Source organism: Thalassospira sp. (genome assembly GCF_002709775.1).
Taxonomy (GTDB): Bacteria; Pseudomonadota; Alphaproteobacteria; order Rhodospirillales; family Thalassospiraceae; genus Thalassospira.
In genome coordinates this window covers 1-20,640 of record NZ_PAQR01000022.1, presented here as the reverse complement: position 1 = coordinate 20,640, position 20,640 = coordinate 1, and the positions used below count along the sequence as shown (strand labels likewise).

Below are 20,640 nucleotides of genomic sequence, written 5' to 3'. Positions count from 1 at the left end.
CCGTTAGCCACTCATCTGCGTTGGCAGCCAGGTCACGATCCCCGGGAAGACTGTGATCAGAAGGGCGGCAAACAACAGCAGGAAGAAGAATGGCAAGGCAGCAACTGCAATCTTGAACAGGTTCTTGCCTGTCAGGCCTTGCAGCACGAAAAGGTTAAAGCCGACCGGTGGCGTGATCTGTGACATTTCGACCACCAGCACCACATAGATGCCAAACCACAGAAGGTCGATGCCCGCGGCCTGTACCATCGGCAGGATCACCGAAGTGGTCAGAACCACCACCGAAATCCCGTCAAGGAAACAGCCAAGGACGATGAAGAAAATGGTCAATGCGCCAAGCAGCGCATAAGGCGACAATTCCATATGGGCGATCCATGCGGCCAGTTCGCGCGGCACACCGGTAAAGCCCATGGCAACCGTCAGCACCGCCGCCCCTGCAAGGATAAAGCAGATCATGCAGGATGTGCGGGTTGCGCCCATGATGCCATCCAGCAGGCTTTCCTTGGAAAGCGAACCGCTAAGGCCTGAGAGGATCAATGCACCAACCACACCGAATGCCGCGGCCTCGGTCGGGGTCGCAACCCCGCCATAGATAGAACCGATCACAGCAGAGATCAAAAGGATGACCGGGATCAGACGACCCGATGCACGGATTTTCTCTGCAAACGGGATGCTCGGTTCAGCTGCTGGCATCTTGTCCTTGTTGATCGTGGCCCAGATGCCAACGAAGCTCATGAACATGACGATCAGCATGGCACCGGGAATGACGCCGGCAATGAAAAGACGGGCGATGGAAAGTTCGGCCGAGACACCATAAACAATCAGGATGATCGATGGTGGGATCAGAAGACCCAGCGTACCGGACCCGGCAAGCGTGCCAAGGATCAGGCTATCGGCATAGCCCTGTTTACGAAGTTCGGGGATCGACATGCGTCCGATGGTCGCAGCAGTCGCCGCGGACGAACCAGACACAGCCGCAAAGATACCACACCCCAGAATGTTCACATGCAACAACCGGCCCGGAAGCTTGTTCAGCCACGGGGCAAGCCCGGTGAACATGTCTTCTGAAAGGCGAGACCGGAACAGGATTTCACCCATCCAGATAAACAGCGGCAGCGGTGCCAGGGACCAAGTCGCAAGGCTTGACCATGCTGTGGTCGCGATGATCGGACCGGTTTGGCCGCTTGTGAAAACATCAATGGCAAAAACGCCAATGGCAAAAAGTGCAAGTGCAACCCACAGACCAGCGCCCAGAAACAGGAACAGCAGGCCCATCAGGATAAGACCGATTTGAAGTACGTCCATGACCGCCCCCTACTCGTTCAGTTCGTTTGCTTCGCCGCTGACGAAAGCGGGTTCGCGGCCAGCCAGAAGATCAACAAATGCTTCGAGCAGTGCGATGGTAAAGACAACAAGTCCAAACGCCATGGCGGTTTGCGGGATCCACAGCGGGAAGGCAAGAACGCCCGGCGACGTATCGCCATACGAAAAGCTTTCCTGGGCCAGAACCGCCATCCACCAGGCGAAGTAACCGGCAAGATAGATCGCAGCCAAAAGGGTGATCGCTTCGACCAAACGGCGGACACCGCCTTTAAGGTGGGAAAGAACGATCATTACCCGGATATGGGTGCCGGCACGAAGTGCAGGACCAAGGGCAAGGAACGTACCAGCAGCAAGCGAGAACCCGGCCAATTCGTTGGCATCGTGAACGGCGATCCCGACAAGGCGCCCCAAGGACTGAGTCAGGATCAGCAGCGCGATGATTACCAGGAATGCGGCCGCCAGAACGGCACTGAATTTGAATAAATAATCTAGCAGTCTGCGCACAGCAGTCCCCCTTTCCGCCAACGATTATCCCCAAAGCGACTTATCGTAATGAACGGACAGTAACATTAAAATGTGCGGATTGTCCGGGACCGAACGGAGGACGACAACCGCCCGGCCCCGGCAATTGGCAAGAACCAGCTATTAGTTCTTGAACGCGTCGATGATGGCTTTGCCTTCATCGCCGGTTTTTTCCAGCCAACCAGCAACCATCTTGTCGCCAGCTTCTGCCAGACCGTCTTTGAGTTCTGCACTCGGTGCAGCAACGTTCATGCCGTTGTCAGAGAGAATTTTCTTTTTCTCTTCGGCTTCTGCCATGCTCATTTCCCAACCGCGGGTCTCGGCTTTGGCAGCTGCTTCAAGAACGGCAGCCTGAACGTCAGCAGAAAGGCCATCGAATGCGGCTGCACTCACGACAACCATGTTTTTCGGAAGCCATGCCTGAACGTCATAGAAATTCGAAACGAAGTCCCAAGCCTTGGAGTTCGCGCCGGTCGACGGCGAGGTGATCATCGCTTCGACAATGCCGGTGGCAAAGGCGGTCGGGATTTCCGGAACTTCAACCTGGGTCGCAACCATGCCGGTCAGGGACGCCAGTTCAGAGGTGGTGGCGTTATAAGCACGGAACTTGACACCTTCGAGGTCAGCAACGGTGTTGACTTCGTTTGCGGTGTAAAGGCCCTGTGCCGGCCACGGAACAGCATAAAGAACTTTAAGGCCGTCTTCAGCAAGGGCTGCTTCGATGCCTGCGCGCGATACTTCCCAAAGTTTCTCTGCGTCTTCATAGGAAGTCGCCAGGAACGGGATCGCGTCAACGGTGTAGATCGGGTTTTCGTTCGCCAGCAGCGAAATCAGGGTTTCGCCGATCGGGATCAGGCCGCGCTGAACGGAACGTTTGATGTCAGCATGCTTGAACAGCGAACCACCGGAATGAACGGTGATGTTGAGTTCGCCGCCGGATGCTTCATTCACGTCCTTGGCAAATTCGATGATGTTCTGGGTGTGGAACGTCGCGTCCGGATACGGTGTCGCCATATCCCAGGTTTCTTCAGCGGATGCGAAACCGGCGGACATGGTGATCGCTGCAACTGCGACGGTTGAAAGTGCTTTTTTCAACATTTTTCAAGTCTCCCTGTGTGTGATGCAAGCCGATACACGGTTTGGTGTATCGAGACTCCAAAGTAGCCTCCCGACACATTGATCACATTTTGCCGATAAATTGTCAATGTTGTTTCATAACTACCATGCAAAAACTGCAACCCGGAAAGTACCCCGCGAATTTCCAGCCCAACCCCAATCCCTTGTCCCACAACAGAAAACGGGCGACAGTCCATCTGAACTGCCGCCCGTAAATTTTTTAGGATGATACCAAGAAAAATGTACAAATTGCTGCGGGCTGCCCCCTAGATCGAGCTCGCCGCGCGGGATGCTTGATCGTAAACGCCGGAAATTGCGCGGAGCGTCTTGGCAACATCGCCAACTTCCTCAGCATTCACGCCGAGACGCTGGAAGGTTTCGACAAGGCAGTCTTCGCGGACCTGGCGATATTTCTCGCACATCTCACGGCCCGCGGCGGTCGTTGCGTAATGCACTTCCTTGCCGCGCTTGACCCCGTCAACCAGACCAAGCTTGCGGAGCTTTTTAAGGGAATAGTTCACAAGATGGCTGTCTTCGACATTGAGCACAAAGCAAACCTCGGACAGGCTTTTTTCACGTTCACGCGAATTGACGTTGTGCAGAACCAGAATATCAAGAACCGACACATCAGGCATACCGGCCGCACGCATGCAACGCACCATCCAGCGGTTAAACGCGTTGCCCGACAGGATCAGGGCGAATTCAAGTTCTGAGAGCTCGGCTGCGCGTTCCGAGACAAGATGAGAAGAAGAGACAATGCGCGTTTTATCAGCCATCCGACGTTTCCTGTTATCCGGTTCTTCTGGTCATGCACGGCAAAGATGACCAGCGTTGTTGGAAATTTGTCGGAATTTTATCGCGATAAAGGCGGCAAGGTAAACCCCTCGCCGCCTTATACTTATCGACAATTCGTCATTAAAGTGTGCGCATTCGTTCCAGGAACCCGTCAATCTGGGATCGCAGATCGCCACTTTGCCGACCGAGATTGTCCGCAGAGTCGTTAACATCGCCAGCTGCTGCATTGGTGTCACTCACAGCTTCCGACACCCCTTGCATCGCCGACGAAATTTCCTCAGTCCCGGCGGCGGCCTGTTCGACGTTTTGCGAAATCTCCGCCGTGGCAACTGTTTGCTGTTCTACTGCAGCGGCAACCGCAGCGGCCCTTTCGCTGATATCCGAGATCATTTTGACGATCTCATCAATCGCATCAACCGCAAGGCCCGTTGCCTGCTGAATATCATTGATCTGGGAAGTGATTTCCTCTGTCGCCTTGCCGGTCTGATTGGCAAGGTTTTTCACCTCGCTTGCAACCACCGCAAAGCCCTTGCCTGCATCACCGGCGCGGGCCGCCTCGATTGTCGCGTTCAGGGCCAGAAGGTTGGTTTGCTCGGCAATGTCGCTGATCAGACTGATGACCTCGCCAATCTTGATCGCCGATTCATTTAGCCCTTGAATGTTATCGTTGGTATGGCGGGCACGTTCAGTGGCAGATTGAGCCATGCTCGATGTTTCCGTCACCTGACCGGAAATCTCGCTGATTGACGCGGACAGCTCGGTCGCAGCCGTTGCAACCAGTTGAACATTCGAAGATGCCTCTTCGGCACCGGATGAAACGACCATTGACTGATTTGTCGCCGTTTCTGCACTGCTGCGTAGTACCTTGGACACCTGATGGAGTTGCTCAACCGCGGTTCCGACATCTGCCATGACGGCCACGACGGCCTGATCAAACTCCTTGATATAGCGTTCCTGCGTTTCCATGCGCTTGCGACGTTTTTCGTCTTCGGCTTTCTGGGCGGCTTCAAGCTTGATGCGCTCGATACCGTTTTCACGGAACACCAGAACCGCACGTCCCATTTCACCGATTTCGTCTGCCCGATTAACTTCATTGATATCAACATCAAAGTCGTTTTCCGCCAAGCGGGTCATCTTGCCCGTCAGCCCGGCAATGGCACGGGCAATCGCGCGCGACAGCAGGAATGACAGCCCCATCAATGCCAGAACACCGATGACATACATGATGACCGTGACGGTCAGACTGGTGGCTGCGATCTGATCTGCGCGCTCCTTCTCGGCTTGGGCGGCTGCACCAATGGCAACACTGATCTGATCAAGAAGTGGCTCTGCCTCGGCATAAAAGTCAGACAGGAAACCCAATTCTGCCTCACGCTGAAGGATCTTCTCCGACAGTGCCTTGAAGTCCGATACATACGACTTCATCAGATTGGTGATCTCCGCCTTTTCACTGGCAGGGATACTTGAGGCTGCCAGAGCAGGTCCAAACTCGGCAAGGCGGTCATCTATGCGACCTACATATTTCGGGTCAAGACGCGCCAGAAAGTCCTTCTCGTGACGGCGCATCATCAACATGATGACAGTCAGATTGTCAGCATTGTATTTACCCAATGCCTCTTCGACGTTATGCACCGAACTGCGCAACCGCCCCAGAAGGCCATCCTCCTCGTTCAGGCCAATCTCGCGCTGAAGTTCGACAACGGTTGCGAACTTCGCTGAATAATTGGCAAAGGACGAGATGATTTCAGCAAGTTCAGCGTCATAAGCTTCCAGAGTTGGCGCGTCCTCAAGCCGCCCCAAGCCAGTATTTACATCTGCGACAACGTCAGCATGCTGTTCGACGTATTTTTCGTCCATGCGCAGCAGGAAGTCCTTTTCACGCCGCCGGGCATTGAGGAAATCCTTTGAAATCCCATCGGCGATTATTTTGTTCTCAAGCGCAGTCTCGGCTACCGCCTCGGCCGATTGTCTTTGCTGCTCGGCAACGAATTGCACGACGCCGACAACAACGAAAATAAGCAGCGCCACCCCACCTATCAGCGATATTTGGTAGAGAAGCTTCATTCTGGAAAGAAAGTTCATACTGGCCCCCAGCAGTTACGTCGCATCTGCCACGGCTTTTCGCCCTCCGGCAAATGCACAGGTTCTATTCAACAACGAAATGAAGACACCTCACGCACCCGCCAGCCCAAGTTCGGGGACCTCATCCCCAATTGCCGGGAAAACATTTCGGCTTCAAAGCCATGGCAAGACATTCATGATGTCTGCCCGGTGCCTGCTTTTACTCAAGTGATTCACATTTGAACTCAGACACAACAAAACAAGGGGAAAGATCACTCTTTCCCCTTGTTCCAATTTCAATCCTGAAATGAAGTCTCGCTAAATCGCCCTATGAGATGGAGCGCATCTTCGCAAGGAACGTATCGATACGCTCGCTGAGTCCGTCGCTTTGGCGGCCCAGATTGTCGGCCGATCCACGCACATCATTGGCCGCCTCGCTGGTTTCGGCAACCGCAGACGAGACACCCTGCATGGCGTTTGAGATTTCGCTGGTTGCCGATGCGGCCTGTTCGACATTTTCTGAAATCTCGCTGGTCGCAACGGTCTGTTGTTCCACCGCCGCCGCGACCGAAGATGCCCGTTCACTGATATCGGTGATCATTTGAACGATGGCATCAATCGCATCGACCGCCGATTGCGTTGCCTGCTGGATATCGTTGATCTGGCTTGAGATATCCTCGGTCGCCTTGGCGGTCTGATTGGCAAGGTTCTTGACCTCGCTTGCGACAACCGCAAAACCCTTGCCGGCATCACCGGCACGCGCGGCCTCGATCGTTGCGTTCAGCGCCAGAAGGTTGGTCTGTTCTGCGATATCGCTGATCAGGTTGATGACCTCGCCGATCCGCACCGCTGCGGCATTCAGACCCTGAATGTCGTCATTGGTGGTCTGGGCACGGTCACTGGCCGTCGCTGCCATTTTCGAGGTATCGCTGATCTGACCGGCGATCTCGTGGATGGAGGCCGAAAGTTCGGTCGCAGCCGTTGCAACCAATTGCACGTTCGAAGAGGCCTCTTCACTGCCGGCAGAAACAGTTGTCGATTGCTGATTGGCTGTATCGGCACTTTTGCGCAATAGCTCGGACACGGAATGGAGCTGCTGCACGGCCGTGCCCACTTCGCTCATCATCGCGACGACATCGTCGTCAAATTCGCGAATATGCTGTTCCTGCTGCTCGATACGCTGGCGCTGCTTTTCATCAAGTTCGCGCTGCTGGGCTTCAAGTTTTTGCCGCTCCAACCCGTTTTCGCGGAAGACAACCACCGACCGGCCCATTTCGCCGATCTCGTCTTTGCGGTCCGCCTCGTCGAGCTTGACGTCAAAGTCGTTTTTCGCCAGTCGCGCCATCTTGGTGGTAAGGCCTGTGATCGCCCGAACAATGGCGCGCGCCAGAACCGTCGACATCAAGATCATAATGATCGCACCGGCGATAAATATCCCAAAGGTCACACGGACACCGGTATGGGCGATTTCCTCTGCCCGGCGCTGCATGTTTTCTGCGACCGTTCGAACTTCATTATCCAGTGTTGCCAAAACGGGCTCGACCGCCGCGTAATAGCCACTCAGACGTTCAAGCGATGATTCACGTTCGAGAACCGCGTCCGCCAGCGTTTTAAAGTTCGCCAGATAGGAATCCATCAGCTTGCCAAGCTGCTGTTTCTTTTCATCCTGAATGCTGCCCGCCTGTGCAAGGGCCGTCGCAAACTGCTTGCCGGTTGCCTCGACACTTTCGACATAGGCCGGATCAAGACGGGCAAGGAAATCCTTTTCGTCGCGGCGCATCTGTAAGACGGCAATCGAAAGATCTTTGGTACCGCTTAGCCCCAGCATCGCCTCAAGCTTCGCCACTTCCCCCAAAGCGGTTTCGACTTCCGATGCGGCATTTCGCATTTCACCCAGCAATCCGGAACTTGGATCAAGGCCGACCTTGCGCTGAAGATCGACAACGGTGGCAAACTCGGCGACATAATTGTCGACAGCTGTTTGGGCCAGACCGACCTGTTCAAGAAGACCGCCAAGCTCTTCACGCCCGGCCAGTTTTTCCAGCCCGGTCCGGATTTCTGCAGCTGACTCCGCGTGCGCGGTGACATATTCCTCTCTCCGTCGAAGGACAAAATCCTTCTCATGACGTCGGGCATCCAGAAACGCCCGCGAGACAAGACCAACAGTCCGGGAATCCACGCTTGCGGCCTTTGCGATCTCCTGCGCCGCCTGGCGCTGTTGATCGGCAACAAATTGGGTAATTCCGACAATGGCGAAAATCACCAATGCGACGATACTAAGCAACGAAATCTGGTAAACCAGTTTCATACGCGACAAGAAAGACATGTTTCCACCCCACATTCCTGATGTTCGTGTTCTTTTTGTTCGTTATTTCAACATCATAAAACATTCTACCATCAGTAGATATATAAACACTAAAGTATAGACTAATTGTTAATTAGCACTACCTTTAGCAATACCACCCGTGAATTTGCCCATTTCTTTTCGCGGCTTGCGCACTATGTTTGTGCCTTGGGCACCGGGCGAAACTTTCTTCCCGTGCCACGCGACAACAAACAGGATTAAGATCACCCATGAGCATCTGGGGCAAAATTATTGGCGGGACCGCAGGTTTCGCCTTGGGCGGACCATTGGGTGCAATCCTGGGTGCGGCCGCAGGCCATGTGGTCGACAAGATCAAGGGCGGCATGCGCGGGCCACAAATTGGCGGCCATGATCACCGTCAGATTGCCTTTGCCACCGGCGTGATCGTCCTTGCTGCCAAGATGGCCAAGGTGGATGGCCATGTCTCGCGCGATGAGATCAACACCTTCAAGCGCGTGTTTCACATTCCGCCCGGCGAAGAAAAGAATGTCGGGCGCATCTTTGACATGGCGCGAACGTCTTCTGACGGGTTTGAAATTTATGCCCGCCAGATGGCAACAATGTTCCGGGGTGAGCGCGCCATCCTTGAAGGCGTGCTAGAGGCCCTTTATCAGATCGCCATGGCCGACGGCGAATTGCACCCGGCTGAACAGGATTACCTGAAAAAGGTCGCCCATATCTTTGGTTTTGCCGATGTCGACTTTGACCGGGTGCATCATGCCTTTACCGCATCAAATGGCCCTGATCCCTACGAACAGCTTGGACTGACACGCGGTGCCAGTGATGATGAATTGAAATCAGCACACCGCAAATTGTCGCGCGAAAACCATCCCGACACCCTGATCGCCAAGGGGATGCCGCCCGAATTCATCGAGCAGGCCAATGACAAGATGGCGCGGATCAATGCCGCCTGGGATCAAATCCGCAAGGAACGCGGCATTCGGTAAACCACTGAACGGCATCACCCGCCATCTTATGGCATCCCGCCCTGATATGATTTCCCTTGCAACAGCGCCCGATTTGCTGTTTGCAGGGGACCGGTCATCGTGACCGGATTTACATTCTCAAGCTTATCGGTTTTTCCATGGCGCCACCGCTGATCAATATAAATGACATTCACCTGACCTTTGGCGGGAATGATCTGTTTTCCGATGTGTCATTTGCCATTGGCGATCGCGACCGTCTGTGCCTTGTCGGGCGCAATGGTGGCGGCAAGTCGACGCTTTTGAAAATCATCGCCGGTGAAATCGAGCCCGATGGTGGCGAACGGTTTGTTCAACCGGGCTGCAAGGTTGCCTATCTTAATCAGGAACCGAAATTCGACGGGTATGACACGGTCGAGGATTTCGTTCTTGCCGCACTTGATGACCATGAACAGGAATATGCCTATCGCGCCGACATGTTGCTGGCATCGGTCGATATCGATCCGAAATCCGATCCCAAACAGCTTTCCGGTGGTGAAGGCCGCCGGGCCGCAATTGCGCGCGCCCTGATTGCCGACCCGCAAGTATTGTTGCTTGATGAGCCGACCAACCACCTTGATCTGCCGACCATTGAATGGCTTGAAGGCGAGATCAAGAATTTCCGGGGTGCCGTTGTCGTGATCTCGCACGACCGTGCCTTCCTGAATGCCGTATCAAACGGCGTGCTGTGGCTGGATCGCGGTGTCATGCACCAAGGTGCGATCAACTTTTCCCAGTTCGAGGAATGGTCCGAGGAAATCTATCGCAAGGAAGCCGAGGAACGCGCCAAGCTTGATAAACTGATCGCACAGGAAACCGTCTGGTCGGTACAGGGCATTTCCGCCCGTCGCAAACGTAACCAGGGCCGCCTGCGCAGACTTTACGACATGCGCGAACAGCGTTCCAAACAGGTTGATCGCATTGGCAATGTCTCGCTCTCGGCGGATGCCGGTGAAACATCGGGCAAGGTCGTTATTGAGGCCACCGACATCGCCAAATCATTTGGCGCCCGTCCGATCATCTCGGACTTTTCCACCCGTATCATGCGCGGTGACAAGGTTGGTATTATCGGCCCGAACGGGGCTGGTAAAACCACACTTCTGAAAATGCTGACCGGGAAGCTGGAACCCGATAGCGGCACGATCAAGATCGGAACCAACCTGAACCCGAGTTACTTCGATCAGAAACGCGTGGCCCTTGATGACACCAAGACCCTTTGGGATACGCTGTGTGATGTTGGCGGCGATCAGGTCATGGTGCGCGGCAATCCGCGCCATGTCGTAAGTTACCTGCGTGATTTCCTGTTTGATGAAAAACAGGCCAGAAGCCCGGTTGGTGCGCTGTCCGGTGGCGAGCGCAACCGTCTTTTGCTGGCCAAGCAGCTCGCCAAGCCGACCAACCTTCTGATCATGGATGAGCCGACCAACGATCTGGATATGGATACGTTGGATCTGCTGCAGGAGATGCTGAGCGACTATGAAGGCACACTTCTTCTGGTCAGCCACGATCGTGATTTCCTTGATCGCGTGGTCACATCCTCCATCGTGATGGAAGGTGATGGCACCGCCATCGAATATGCCGGCGGCTATTCCGATTATATTGCCCAGCGCAAACTTTCACGCGCCGAAGCGGCCAAGGAAGAAAAGGCTGCCGCCAAACAGGTCAAAAAGACAGCACAGGCATCCGCACCCAAGTCAAAACCATCCGGCAAGCTGAGCTATAAGGATCAGCGCGAATATGACAACCTGCCGGGTGCCATGGCCAAGCTGGAAAGCGAAATCGCAACCCTTGAAGATGCACTCTCGGACAGCAGCCTGTTTACCAAGGACCCGGATGGCTTCCAGAAAAAGGTCGACCGTCTGGATGCGGCGCGCGCAGAACTTGAATCCTCCGAGGAACGCTGGCTTGAACTTGAAATGCTGCGTGAGGAACTGGGTCAGTCCTGACCACTTCCCCATGCCATCGCGCGACAGTTGAGCCCTGAGTTGAGAACAACTCATTTGTGCTTGGCGCCAAAACATCGGATCAAGGGCGCAGGTCAGGATTTATAACCCGTCTAAAAATATCGACGGGCTTGATCATCCATCTGATATCATTGGTGCAAATACCGCCCTTTTACCGAAAGGCCTCGTCATGCCGATCAAAGCCTTGCTTATGGCCTTTTCCGTCGCTGTCATCTGGGGCGTGAACATGCTGACCGTCAAAGGGGCGGTTGGTGAAATCCCGCCTTTTATCCTGACTGCGATGCGCTTTGCAGCGGTAGCAGTGCTTTTGATCCCGTTTACCAGAGCCCCGCGTGGACGCTTTGGCAAACTAGCACTGATTTCGGTGACGTTTGGCGGCCTGCATTTCGGGGTTCTGTTTTATGCCCTCTCGATGATTGATGCCGGGCCGGTGGCGATCATCATTCTTCTGGGTGTGCCGTTCTCATCGATGCTTGCAACCTATTTTTTTAATGATCGGCTGGGCTGGAAGCGCCTTTCGGGGATGGCACTGGCCTTTATCGGCGTTACCGTCATGTTCTGGGACCCGACCATGACCGAGTTGCAGTTGCCGCTGTTACTCGTGGTGTTTGCCTCCTTCATGTGGGCGGTTGCCAATGTCATGATCAAGAAGCTTGGTGATATTGATACCTTCCAGCTCAATGGCTGGATGGCGTTGATGGCAGCCCCGCAATTGTTTGTCTTGTCCCTGATTTTTGAACCACATGCCTTTCAGGCGATTGCCGCAGCAAGCTGGGTGGCCTGGGCCAATCTGGCATTCACCGTGGTGATGTCTTCCATCGTTGCTTATGGCTTCTGGTATCACCTGCTGAAAACACAGGATGTGAACGTTGTCGTGCCATGGATGTTGCTGTCACCCGTGATCAGTGTGATCGGATCGTTCATCGTGTTTGACGAGACGTTCTCTCTGCTTAAGATCATCGGCAGCATCATTGTACTATGCGGTGTCGCTGTGATCATGTTGCGCAAGCCGGTTCAGCGCAAAGTACAGGGGATGGACTGATCGGCATGGGGGACGACGTGCACAGTAAGCGCTTGCAGGAACGTATTATTTCCCACCCTTCCCCGAATGTTGGCAATCGTCCGGATGGTTGCCCCATTGATATCCTGATCCTGCATTATACCGGCATGCAATCGGGCGCGGCCGCACTTGATCGGCTCTGTGATCCGGCAAGTTCGGTCTCTAGCCATTACCTGATCGAGGAAGATGGCCGTATCTTTCAACTGGTCGACGAAGACAAACGCGCCTGGCATGCAGGTGTGGGGTGCTGGCAGGAAAGCCGGGACGTCAATTCGCACTCCATCGGCATTGAAATCGTCAATCCGGGTCATGAGTTCGGTTATCGCCCCTTCCCCGACATTCAGATCCAGTCGGTTATCGACCTGACCCAAGATATCCTGACCCGTCACGCTATCCCGGCAGACCGCATCATCGCGCATTCCGATATGGCACCGGATCGCAAGGAAGATCCGGGCGAACTCTTCCCTTGGCAACTGCTGGCTGAAAACGGCATCGGGCTCTGGCCCGGATGCAACGGCGTTCCGGCCATCCCTTCGAACGTGATCGACGCGCCGGCTACCCCGGATGACTTTCATGCTTTGCTGGCTGCCATCGGCTATGGCCCGGCAACCAACGAAGAAGACGGAACCAAACGCACCATCGCCTTCCAGCGTCACTGGCGCCAGAATGACATTTCCGGCCAAGTTGATAACGAATGCCATGCCATTGCCAAGGTGCTGGCCAGCGCGATTGCCAGTTAGAGCACATCGCTTTTTCTTGACGCCACCTGATATGTGACCTAAATCCCGGTCACCAGATGGCCGGATGGCTGCCCTGATTGCTTGCAATCGGGGAGGAAAGTCCGGGCTCCACGGAAACACGGTGCCAGATAACGTCTGGCGGGGGCGACCCTAGGGAAAGTGCCACAGAAAGGATACCGCCGGATCGCGCAAGCCATCCGGTAAGGGTGAAAGGGTGCGGTAAGAGCGCACCGGTCCTTCAGCAATGCGGGACGCATGGTAAACCCCACCGGGAGCAAAACCTAATAGGAATGGTCGGCCGGGTGCTTCGGCATTGTCGGCAGGTGGGTTTTCGCACCACCATTCGGGTTGGTTGCAGGAGGCGTTCGGCGACGGACGTCCCAGATGAATAGTCATCCAGTGCGGTTCGCCGCATGGACAGAACCCGGCTTACAGGCCATCTGGCCTTATCTTTTCAGACACAAAAAAGGCGATGACAGTTTCCCGTCATCGCCCGGATAGAATGCGCTGGATTGCGTTGGCCGGATCAGCCGCGCTCGGCAATCGACTGCGCGAAATATTTATCCGCTTCTTCCTGCGTACCTTCGGCGAAATCGCTCGATGTCTGGTCCTTGATCATTTTGGCCAGGGTCGGCAGCGTCTTGCGCTCAATGCGGGTTTCCGGATCCCAAAGTTTGGAGCGCATCAGGGCCTTGGCACAGTGCAGGAAGGCTTCATCGACCGTGATCTTGATCGCGGTGATAGGTGCCTTTGGCGTATCGGCAAACAGGCCAAGCAGTTCCGGGTCGGTGCTGATTTCAGCAATACCGTTAATGCGCAGCGTCTCATTCACGCCCGGCACGAAAAACAGCATTCCGACTTTCGGGTTGTCGATGATGTTAGACAGGCTATCGACCCGGTTGTTGCCCGGACGGTCCGGCATGACCAGCGTCTTGTCATCAAGTACCTTGATAAAGCCCGGGCCATCGCCGCGTGGGCTGACATCGGCATTGCCATCAGAATCTGCAGACGAAATCACGGCAAACGGCGCAAGCGAGATGAAGTGTTTGCAGTGCGGATCAAGTGCTGGCAAGCATTTAGCTGCGGCAAGCCCAAGCGGCTCTCCATAGATGGCGCGGAGTTTTTCCTGGGTATCAATTTTCGTCATGGCAGGCACACCTTTCGCGGGGATTGGAGGCAGAAACTGCTTGAGTTGCGAACGCAAGTCAATTGCTGATTCCCCAGCCATAATTTCGTTCACTGTTTTGACCACCGCAAACTCGCCATTCAGGCTGGCCAGGGCCACGTCATGCACCAGATCCGCCGGGAAAACACGCCCATCCGGCAGGCTGCGATCAAAGGTCGCGCAGGCATCTGCGGCAATGGTCGCGTCAAAGCCAAGATTGGCCGCCATGCGCGTCGTCGTATTAACGCAATGATCCGTCGTGATCCCGCAAAGAACCAGCTTTGAAATGCTCTGTGCGCGCAAATCCGCCTCAAGTTCCGTTCCGATCAGGGCCGAATTGACGTTCTTGCCATAGACCGGCTCATCCCCCTGGGGTTCAAACCCCGGCTTGAAGGCATTACCGGGGTGATCAGGATGAAGCCGCGATTGCGGCTCCTTTGAATCATGCTTTGCATGGAAAACCGGCCACCCTCGTGCCCGCCAATATGCCAACAGCTTCTCCCCATTGGCTTCTGCATTGGGGTTATTGCGATTACCCCAATAATTCAGGTCATCAAATCCTTGCTGCCAGTCAATCAGGATCAGGGCGGGATGGCTCATTGCGGGGCTCCAAAGTCAGGGAAATACTCTCGTCAATCTAGCAGCACGAAGAATGTCTGAAAGGACAGAAGCCCCACCAATATTGCCAGATGACTTAAAGCCAGCCTTTACGCTTGAAATACAAAAGCGGCAGGACAGCAGACAGCACCATCAGCGCAATCGCTACCGGGTATCCGAACTGCCATTCAAGTTCCGGCATGAATTCGAAGTTCATGCCGTAGATGCTGGCAATCAGGGTCGGCGGCAGGAAGGCAGCGGCCGCGACCGAGAAGATCTTGATGATGTTGTTCTGCTCAAGACTGATCATGCCCAGTGTCGCATCAAGCAGGAAGGTCACCTTGTTGGCGATGAAATTGGCGTGCTCGGTGATCGAGACAATATCGCGCGACAGGATCTTGAGCCGCGCCTTGGCGTCCTTTTTAAGTCGCGCCTGGGTCGAAAGGAACAAGCCCAAACGATGCAGGTTCAAAAGACTGTCCTTGGCCTTGCCCGACAGGTTGCCGGTACGCCCGATCTGACGCAGGGTTTCACGATGATCGCGATCTGATCCCTGTTCTTCGGGGCTGATAAAGACCTGATTGGACAAGTTTTCAAGGTCGGTCGCGGTTTGCTCCATCAAATCGGCAAGTCGATCAACAATCTGTTCAAGCAGGCCAAACAGAACGGCCTCGGCACTGTTGGCAAGTGACGGGCTGCGTTTGACGCGCCGGATAAAGGTCTTGAACGGAACCGGATCGGCATAACGCACCGTGATCAGGGTCTTTTTGACAAGAATAAAGGTCACCGCCGTCGTTTGCGGTGCATCGGTGGTTGCCTTGGTCAGAACCGAAACCGTCATGAAAAGCGCGCCGTCTTCGTCATAAAGACGCGAGGACAGCTCAATTTCCTGCATTTCTTCGCGGGTTGGCATCTCGATACCAAAGCGCTCTTCGATCTCGTGAATTTCCTCAGAGGTCGGCGCATGCAAATCCACCCAGACCGGAAGGCGTTCGGCCTTGGGTGCCGTCGGTTTGGCCACTGATTGCTCGCTCACCACATTGGTTGCAGCAGTTTCACCACTGTTAGCACTCACAGCACCTTCGGAGGTCGCCGGACCTGCTGTATTGCCGTCATCGGCGCTTGCGCGCACCGGGGCAAAGAATTCGTTGGTGTCCATGAGCCTCTCCGTCTCTTCCGGCTTACCGATCAATACCGATGCCAGTTTATCTGTTGCTTGTCATGTGATGAATGCGTTTCGGATCAACGCGCCGCTAAAACGGCAGCACCGTCTGGAAGGAAAACGGATCAATATCGGCGTCCGATCCGCGTTTTTCATTATATGTCGCGCGAACCTTTGCCATGAACTCATCCTTGGTGATCATCTTGTCGCCATCCGCATCATATTCGGGGAACAGCAGATCAAGGCGGCGGCTTTCCGTCCGCAGCCGTTGACGATTGACCTCTGCAGAACCGGGCAGCTTTTCAACCGCGGCGAATTCTCGTGCGACCAGAACATTATCCCCGCTGATATCACGCCGGCGGAACATCCAGCTGGCATAGGCAGCGGCCTCGTCCGCGCTGATCCGCCCATCCTGATCGATATCGATTGGATGATATTGTTCCCGGTACACCTTGACCTGTTCGGGAATGCCGGACGGTGCAACACCCGCTCCACCATTTTGCTGGGCAAGCGCCTTGGCAATTGCTTCGCTCAGACCGGGGATATTGCCAACGCCATCGCCAGTCATGCCAGGCACTCCAGTGCCCGAACCGGCCCCATCAAGACCGTTTAACCCCGAAAACCCGCCCAGACCGAACTGCGACATCAGTTCTGGATTGTTTTGCATCTGCTGCATGATGAGCGGCAGCAATTCACGCATCTGTGGCGATGAAACTTCCGGCGAATTTGATCCGCCGCCGGCCGGGTCAAGACCAAGCCCCTGCGCAGACGCCACCCCGCCACTGATCGGAGTCAGCCCGGAAACCAGAACGGCACAGGAGAATGCGCAACCCATTAATAGAATGGCAGCTTTTATCCGCAACAATCGCTTCCTTCGTTTCACTGACGCTGCCCCGCGCCAGATGATCGCGCCCCGTTCGGGGCCATATTTCAATCCTGGTGGTAGATCAAAAAAACCATGCAGGATCGTTTTGACATTTTGCAGGAGTTTGCCCGCGCATCAAACCCGATTGGCCATCAAATCGCAAATTGTCTTCGACACCCCATCCAAATCCGATTTCGCAACAGGTCCATCAAAACCCAAATTCCGGTTTTTCGATGGTCTTCCCATGGGTACCCATGGAACGGGTTTGGGATTTCATGGGCAGAAGATGGAGCAGCACCGGTTTTCCGGGATTTTTGGCCGAATTCAGCCTTTTTGCATATACCGCAGAAACCCTCGGGAAGCGCCAAAACGTCATAATTCAGCCCATCAAATCCCATTGACCCCCATCATTTCCCATGGTACCCCATAAAGAGGCACAAATTCCGTGCCATGCGGGGCATATCCATTTCAGACACATCACCGTCGCAAGACAGCCCAACCGGGTCCTGTGTTCTGAGATCGGGTTTTTGATCAGGGGAATGGCGAAGTGCTGTTCACAGGGACGCACATTCACAAGCTGGACCGGAAGGGACGCGTATCCGTCCCCAAGCGGTTCCGTGCGGCCCTTGACAACGAAGAATTCGCCGGCATCTACCTGTATCAATCCCACAAGGAAAGCGCGCTTGAAGGCTGTAGCCACAGCCATATGGAGCGCATTGCCGCATCGCTTGATGAACTCGACATGTTCTCTGACGAGGCCGACGATCTGGCAGACACCATCCTTGGCTCCTCGCATATGCTTCCTTACGACGGCGAAGGCCGCATCATTCTGCCCGCAGAACTGATCGAATTTGCCCGTATCGAAGATCAGGTCGCCTTTGTCGGCCGTGGTCGCACCTTCCGCCTGTGGAACCCTGACATCTTCAAGCCCCTGCAAGAAGCCAGCCGGACCCGCACGCTCAATCGTGGTGCGACATTGAAGCTCAAACCGATGACCGAACTCCCCAAAGGTGCACGTCCCGGCACCGCGAATGAGGAGGACGCATCATGAGCAACAATGATCTGAGCTTTGCCACCGAAGACCGTCCACACAAGCCGGTCCTGCTGCGCGAGGTCCTGGAAGCCCTAGCACCACGTGACGGCGAGATCATGGTTGACGGCACCTTTGGCGCAGGCGGTTACTCCCGCGCCATTCTTGATTCCGCCAATTGCGAACTTTATGGCATCGACCGCGATCCGACTGCGGTCGCCACCGGCAAAAAGCTTGAGAGCGAATATGACGGTCGTTTCCATATGGTCGAGGGTTGCTTTGGTGACATGGGCCGCCTGATCCCCGAAGCCGGTGCGTCGCAGGTTGACGGCATCGTCCTTGATATCGGCGTTTCATCCATGCAGCTTGATCAGGCGGATCGCGGGTTCTCGTTCCGTGAAGACGGCCCGCTTGATATGCGCATGTCGATGTCCGGCCCGACCGCGGCCGATTTCGTCAACACCGCCGAAGAAGAAGACATTGCCAATGTCGTTTACCGCTATGGCGAGGAACGCGCATCGCGCAAGGTCGCACGCAAGATTGTCGAACTTCGTTCTGAAGAACCCTTCACGACGACATCCCAGCTTGCCCGTGCGGTGCGTTCTGTCGTGCGCAAATCCAAGGACGGGATTGATCCGGCGACCCGCACATTCCAGGCACTTCGCATTTACGTCAATGACGAGCTTGGCGAACTTGACCGCGCCATGGATGCCGCCGAAAACCTACTGAAACCGGGCGGCCGTCTTGTGGTCGTGACCTTCCATTCGCTGGAAGACCGCCAGGTCAAAACATTCATGAAGGAACGCTCCGGCGATCCGAACAAGATGTCGCGCCGCCTGCCCGGCGAACCGGAAGTCGCCATTCCGACGTTTTCGACCATCACCCGCAAGGCCGTGACCGGTCAGAAAGACGAAATTCGCGCCAATCCGCGTGCGCGTTCGGCCAAGCTGCGCGCTGTTGCCCGTAACGAGCAACCCGCCACACCGCAGGGAGGTCGCAAATGACCCGTGCGGTAACCATCATTGGCCTATTGATGACCATCCTGATCGGCACTGGCACCTACTGGGTCAGCCATCAGGTCGAACGCCTTGAAAAGCGCTACGCCGACATCCAGTCCGACATTCTGGCCGAGCAGGAAAGCATCCATGTGCTTCAGGCCGAATGGAGCTACCTGAACAATCCGGAGCGGATTGAGCGCCTGTCCAAGCAGTATCTGAGCCTTGCGCAGATTGAAGTACTGCAGATGGCAAGCATCAACGATCTGCCCGAAGACGCCGATCTGCATCAGTATCGCATCGACAAGTTCGGCGAAGCGGTTGCCTTCATGCCGGTCCCGCGTGCCCGTCCGGGTGATCTGATGTATGACGAAGCTGCCGACAGCATGATCATTGATGCACCGTCCGTTGCCGCAGACACGGGGGGCGCACAATGAGCCTGACCCGTTTCTCATACTGGCTGCGCGGCGATCGTCCAGAACTGGGCCCGGATCAGCGAGAGCGCCTGGCGCTTGAAACCGCGCGCAACCGCATCTTCATTACCGGCGCGATGTTCATCATCGGTTTTTGCTGGATCACCTATGGTCTGGTTGATGCATCGGTCCTGCGTCAGGGCAACGAACCGGCTGTCGCGTCTGGTACCGATACCCGCGAGCTCAAGACCGAACGCGCCGATATCGTTGATCGCAACGGCATGTTGCTGGCAACCGATCTTCCGACCAATTCGCTTTATGCCGATGCCCGTGTCGTCAAGGACCCGGTTGAATCAGCCGACCTTCTTCTGACCGTTCTTCCGGACCTTGATCGCGATACGCTGATCCGTCATCTGAGTTCGCGCAAGGCGTTTGTCTGGCTGCGCCGCAACCTGACGCCGGAACAGCAATATGAAGTCAACTCGCTGGGCATTCCCGGCCTGAACTTCCAGCGTGAAGAACGTCGCGTTTACCCGCATGGTCGGTTGCTGTCGCACGCGCTGGGCTTTACCGATATCGACAATAACGGCATCGCCGGGGCCGAGCGCGAGTTTGATAACGAGCTGCGCATCAATAACGGTCCGTTGCAGCTTTCGCTTGATACCCGGGTGCAATACGCGCTTGAGGAAGAAGTCGAAACCGCGATGGAAACCTATAGCGCGGTTGGTGCTGCAGGCCTTGTGATGGATGTCTATACCGGCGAAGTCATCGCTATGACGTCGCTTCCGAACTTTGATCCGCACCGTCCGGGTCAGGCACCGGCCGATGCGCGCTTTAACCGGTCCACGCTTGGCGTTTATGAAATGGGCTCGGTGTTCAAGCTGTTTAACACCGCAATCGCCCTTGAAACCGGCACTTCCACGCTGAACTCGGTCTATGACGCGACGGAACCGCTGGCGATTGGCGGTTTCCGCATTCGCGATTATCACGCCGAAAACCGCTGGCTGACCCTGCCGGAGATCCTTGTTCACAGCTCGAACATTGGGTCGGCCCGCATGGCGATGGCCTTTGGCGGCGAGAACCAGCGCAAATACCTTAAAAAGCTTGGCATGCTCGACAAACCGCAGATCGAGCTCCCTGAAGTCGGCGGACCGCTTGTGCCCAATCCTTGGCGCGAGATCAACACCATGACGATTTCCTTCGGTCATGGTCTGGCTGTCACCCCGCTTCAGGTTGTCAGTGGCATTTCCACCATCGTCAACGGTGGCATTCGTCGCCCGGCGACCATCCTTAAGCAGGATGGTGCACCGGCAGGCGAACGTGTGTTTTCCCAGAAAACCTCGGAACAACTTCGTCGCCTGATGCGACTGGTCGTCACCGAAGGTTCTGGCAAGAAGGCCGAAGTGGCGGGTTACTTCCTTGGCGGGAAGACCGGCACCTCGGAAAAACTCGTGAACGGGCGCTACGTCAAGAACGCCCGCATGTCGACCTTTGTCGCCGCCTTC

Annotated in this window: 17 protein-coding genes and 1 other RNA gene; 9 read left to right on the top strand and 9 right to left on the bottom strand. The window is 55.4% G+C overall.

Annotated elements, in window-relative coordinates; all coding sequences use genetic code 11:
* Positions 1–3: 3 nt before the first annotated feature.
* The 6 genes from CMO10_RS09420 to CMO10_RS09395 form a co-directional block, all read right to left on the bottom strand.
* Positions 4–1,305, bottom strand: a complete 1,302-nt coding sequence (locus CMO10_RS09420; protein ID WP_297021133.1) for a TRAP transporter large permease — start codon at positions 1,303–1,305, stop codon at positions 4–6.
* 9 nt (positions 1,306–1,314) lie between these two features.
* The gene (locus tag CMO10_RS09415; protein ID WP_297021131.1) at positions 1,315–1,827 is read right to left on the bottom strand and encodes a TRAP transporter small permease; all 513 of its coding nucleotides are present in this window, start codon (positions 1,825–1,827) and stop codon (positions 1,315–1,317) included.
* 141 nt (positions 1,828–1,968) lie between these two features.
* A complete protein-coding gene (locus tag CMO10_RS09410) occupies positions 1,969–2,943 on the bottom strand; it encodes a TRAP transporter substrate-binding protein (RefSeq protein ID WP_297021127.1) in 975 nt (324 codons plus the stop codon).
* Between the two features lie 284 nt (positions 2,944–3,227).
* Positions 3,228–3,737 carry a winged helix DNA-binding protein gene (locus CMO10_RS09405; RefSeq protein ID WP_297021125.1) on the bottom strand — a complete coding sequence of 170 codons (510 nt, stop codon included), beginning with the start codon at positions 3,735–3,737 and terminating at the stop codon, positions 3,228–3,230.
* A 139-nt stretch (positions 3,738–3,876) separates the two neighbouring features.
* Positions 3,877–5,784 (bottom strand): methyl-accepting chemotaxis protein, encoded by a 1,908-nt coding sequence (locus CMO10_RS09400; protein ID WP_297021122.1) that lies wholly within the window; start codon positions 5,782–5,784, stop codon positions 3,877–3,879.
* 361 nt (positions 5,785–6,145) lie between these two features.
* Positions 6,146–8,143, bottom strand: coding sequence for a methyl-accepting chemotaxis protein (locus CMO10_RS09395; protein WP_297021119.1), 1,998 nt, complete (start codon positions 8,141–8,143; stop codon positions 6,146–6,148).
* A 248-nt stretch (positions 8,144–8,391) separates the two neighbouring features.
* Between CMO10_RS09395 and CMO10_RS09390 the strand changes: the two genes are divergently transcribed.
* The 5 genes from CMO10_RS09390 (at position 8,392) to rnpB (ending at position 13,356) form a co-directional block, all read left to right on the top strand.
* The gene (locus tag CMO10_RS09390) at positions 8,392–9,129 is read left to right on the top strand and encodes a TerB family tellurite resistance protein (RefSeq protein ID WP_297021116.1); all 738 of its coding nucleotides are present in this window, start codon (positions 8,392–8,394) and stop codon (positions 9,127–9,129) included.
* Between the two features lie 137 nt (positions 9,130–9,266).
* Positions 9,267–11,090: an ATP-binding cassette domain-containing protein gene (locus tag CMO10_RS09385; protein WP_297021113.1), complete on the top strand. Its 1,824-nt coding sequence runs from the start codon at positions 9,267–9,269 to the stop codon at positions 11,088–11,090.
* A 187-nt stretch (positions 11,091–11,277) separates the two neighbouring features.
* Positions 11,278–12,150 carry a DMT family transporter gene (locus tag CMO10_RS09380; protein ID WP_297021110.1) on the top strand — a complete coding sequence of 291 codons (873 nt, stop codon included), beginning with the start codon at positions 11,278–11,280 and terminating at the stop codon, positions 12,148–12,150.
* Between the two features lie 17 nt (positions 12,151–12,167).
* Positions 12,168–12,908, top strand: a complete 741-nt coding sequence (locus CMO10_RS09375; RefSeq protein WP_297021106.1) for an N-acetylmuramoyl-L-alanine amidase — start codon at positions 12,168–12,170, stop codon at positions 12,906–12,908.
* Positions 12,909–12,960: 52 nt separating this feature from the next.
* Positions 12,961–13,356: RNase P RNA component class A (rnpB, locus tag CMO10_RS09370), an RNA gene on the top strand.
* A 78-nt stretch (positions 13,357–13,434) separates the two neighbouring features.
* Here rnpB and CMO10_RS09365 read toward each other — a convergent pair.
* The 3 genes from CMO10_RS09365 to CMO10_RS09355 form a co-directional block, all read right to left on the bottom strand.
* Entirely contained in the window at positions 13,435–14,673 is a 1,239-nt protein-coding gene (locus tag CMO10_RS09365) for an MSMEG_1061 family FMN-dependent PPOX-type flavoprotein (RefSeq protein WP_297021105.1), read from the bottom strand.
* Positions 14,674–14,767: 94 nt separating this feature from the next.
* Positions 14,768–15,829, bottom strand: coding sequence for a magnesium/cobalt transporter CorA (corA, locus tag CMO10_RS09360; protein WP_297021103.1), 1,062 nt, complete (start codon positions 15,827–15,829; stop codon positions 14,768–14,770).
* A 94-nt stretch (positions 15,830–15,923) separates the two neighbouring features.
* Positions 15,924–16,694, bottom strand: a complete 771-nt coding sequence (locus CMO10_RS09355; protein WP_297021101.1) for an EF-hand domain-containing protein — start codon at positions 16,692–16,694, stop codon at positions 15,924–15,926.
* A gap of 550 nt (positions 16,695–17,244) precedes the next feature.
* On the opposite strand from CMO10_RS09355, the gene CMO10_RS09350 reads away from it, so the two are divergent.
* The 4 genes from CMO10_RS09350 to CMO10_RS09335 form a co-directional block, all read left to right on the top strand.
* The gene (locus tag CMO10_RS09350) at positions 17,245–17,748 is read left to right on the top strand and encodes a division/cell wall cluster transcriptional repressor MraZ (protein WP_297021098.1); all 504 of its coding nucleotides are present in this window, start codon (positions 17,245–17,247) and stop codon (positions 17,746–17,748) included.
* Entirely contained in the window at positions 17,745–18,731 is a 987-nt protein-coding gene (gene rsmH, locus CMO10_RS09345; protein ID WP_297021096.1) for a 16S rRNA (cytosine(1402)-N(4))-methyltransferase RsmH, read from the top strand. The genes CMO10_RS09350 and rsmH overlap by 4 nt, the downstream gene beginning before the upstream one ends.
* Positions 18,728–19,159: a cell division protein FtsL gene (gene ftsL / locus CMO10_RS09340; RefSeq protein WP_297021093.1), complete on the top strand. Its 432-nt coding sequence runs from the start codon at positions 18,728–18,730 to the stop codon at positions 19,157–19,159. Before rsmH ends, ftsL begins: the two co-directional genes overlap by 4 nt.
* Positions 19,156–20,640: peptidoglycan D,D-transpeptidase FtsI family protein (locus CMO10_RS09335; protein WP_297021090.1), on the top strand; the 1,485-nt coding region annotated here is incomplete at its 3' end. The genes ftsL and CMO10_RS09335, both read left to right, overlap by 4 nt.

Bases quoted from the DNA above. Each gene is read 5' to 3' on its own strand.
- ftsL (WP_297021093.1), top strand. From the start codon at position 18,728: ATGACCCGTGCGGTAACCATCATTGGCCTATTGATGACCATCCTGATC.
- CMO10_RS09385 (WP_297021113.1), top strand. From the start codon at position 9,267: ATGGCGCCACCGCTGATCAATATAAATGACATTCACCTGACCTTTGGC.
- CMO10_RS09380 (WP_297021110.1), top strand. From the start codon at position 11,278: ATGCCGATCAAAGCCTTGCTTATGGCCTTTTCCGTCGCTGTCATCTGG.
- CMO10_RS09365 (WP_297021105.1), bottom strand. From the start codon at position 14,673: ATGAGCCATCCCGCCCTGATCCTGATTGACTGGCAGCAAGGATTTGAT.
- CMO10_RS09395 (WP_297021119.1), bottom strand. From the start codon at position 8,143: ATGTCTTTCTTGTCGCGTATGAAACTGGTTTACCAGATTTCGTTGCTT.
- CMO10_RS09405 (WP_297021125.1), bottom strand. From the start codon at position 3,737: ATGGCTGATAAAACGCGCATTGTCTCTTCTTCTCATCTTGTCTCGGAA.
- corA (WP_297021103.1), bottom strand. From the start codon at position 15,829: ATGGACACCAACGAATTCTTTGCCCCGGTGCGCGCAAGCGCCGATGAC.
- CMO10_RS09420 (WP_297021133.1), bottom strand. From the start codon at position 1,305: ATGGACGTACTTCAAATCGGTCTTATCCTGATGGGCCTGCTGTTCCTG.
- CMO10_RS09410 (WP_297021127.1), bottom strand. From the start codon at position 2,943: ATGTTGAAAAAAGCACTTTCAACCGTCGCAGTTGCAGCGATCACCATG.
- rsmH (WP_297021096.1), top strand. From the start codon at position 17,745: ATGAGCAACAATGATCTGAGCTTTGCCACCGAAGACCGTCCACACAAG.
- CMO10_RS09390 (WP_297021116.1), top strand. From the start codon at position 8,392: ATGAGCATCTGGGGCAAAATTATTGGCGGGACCGCAGGTTTCGCCTTG.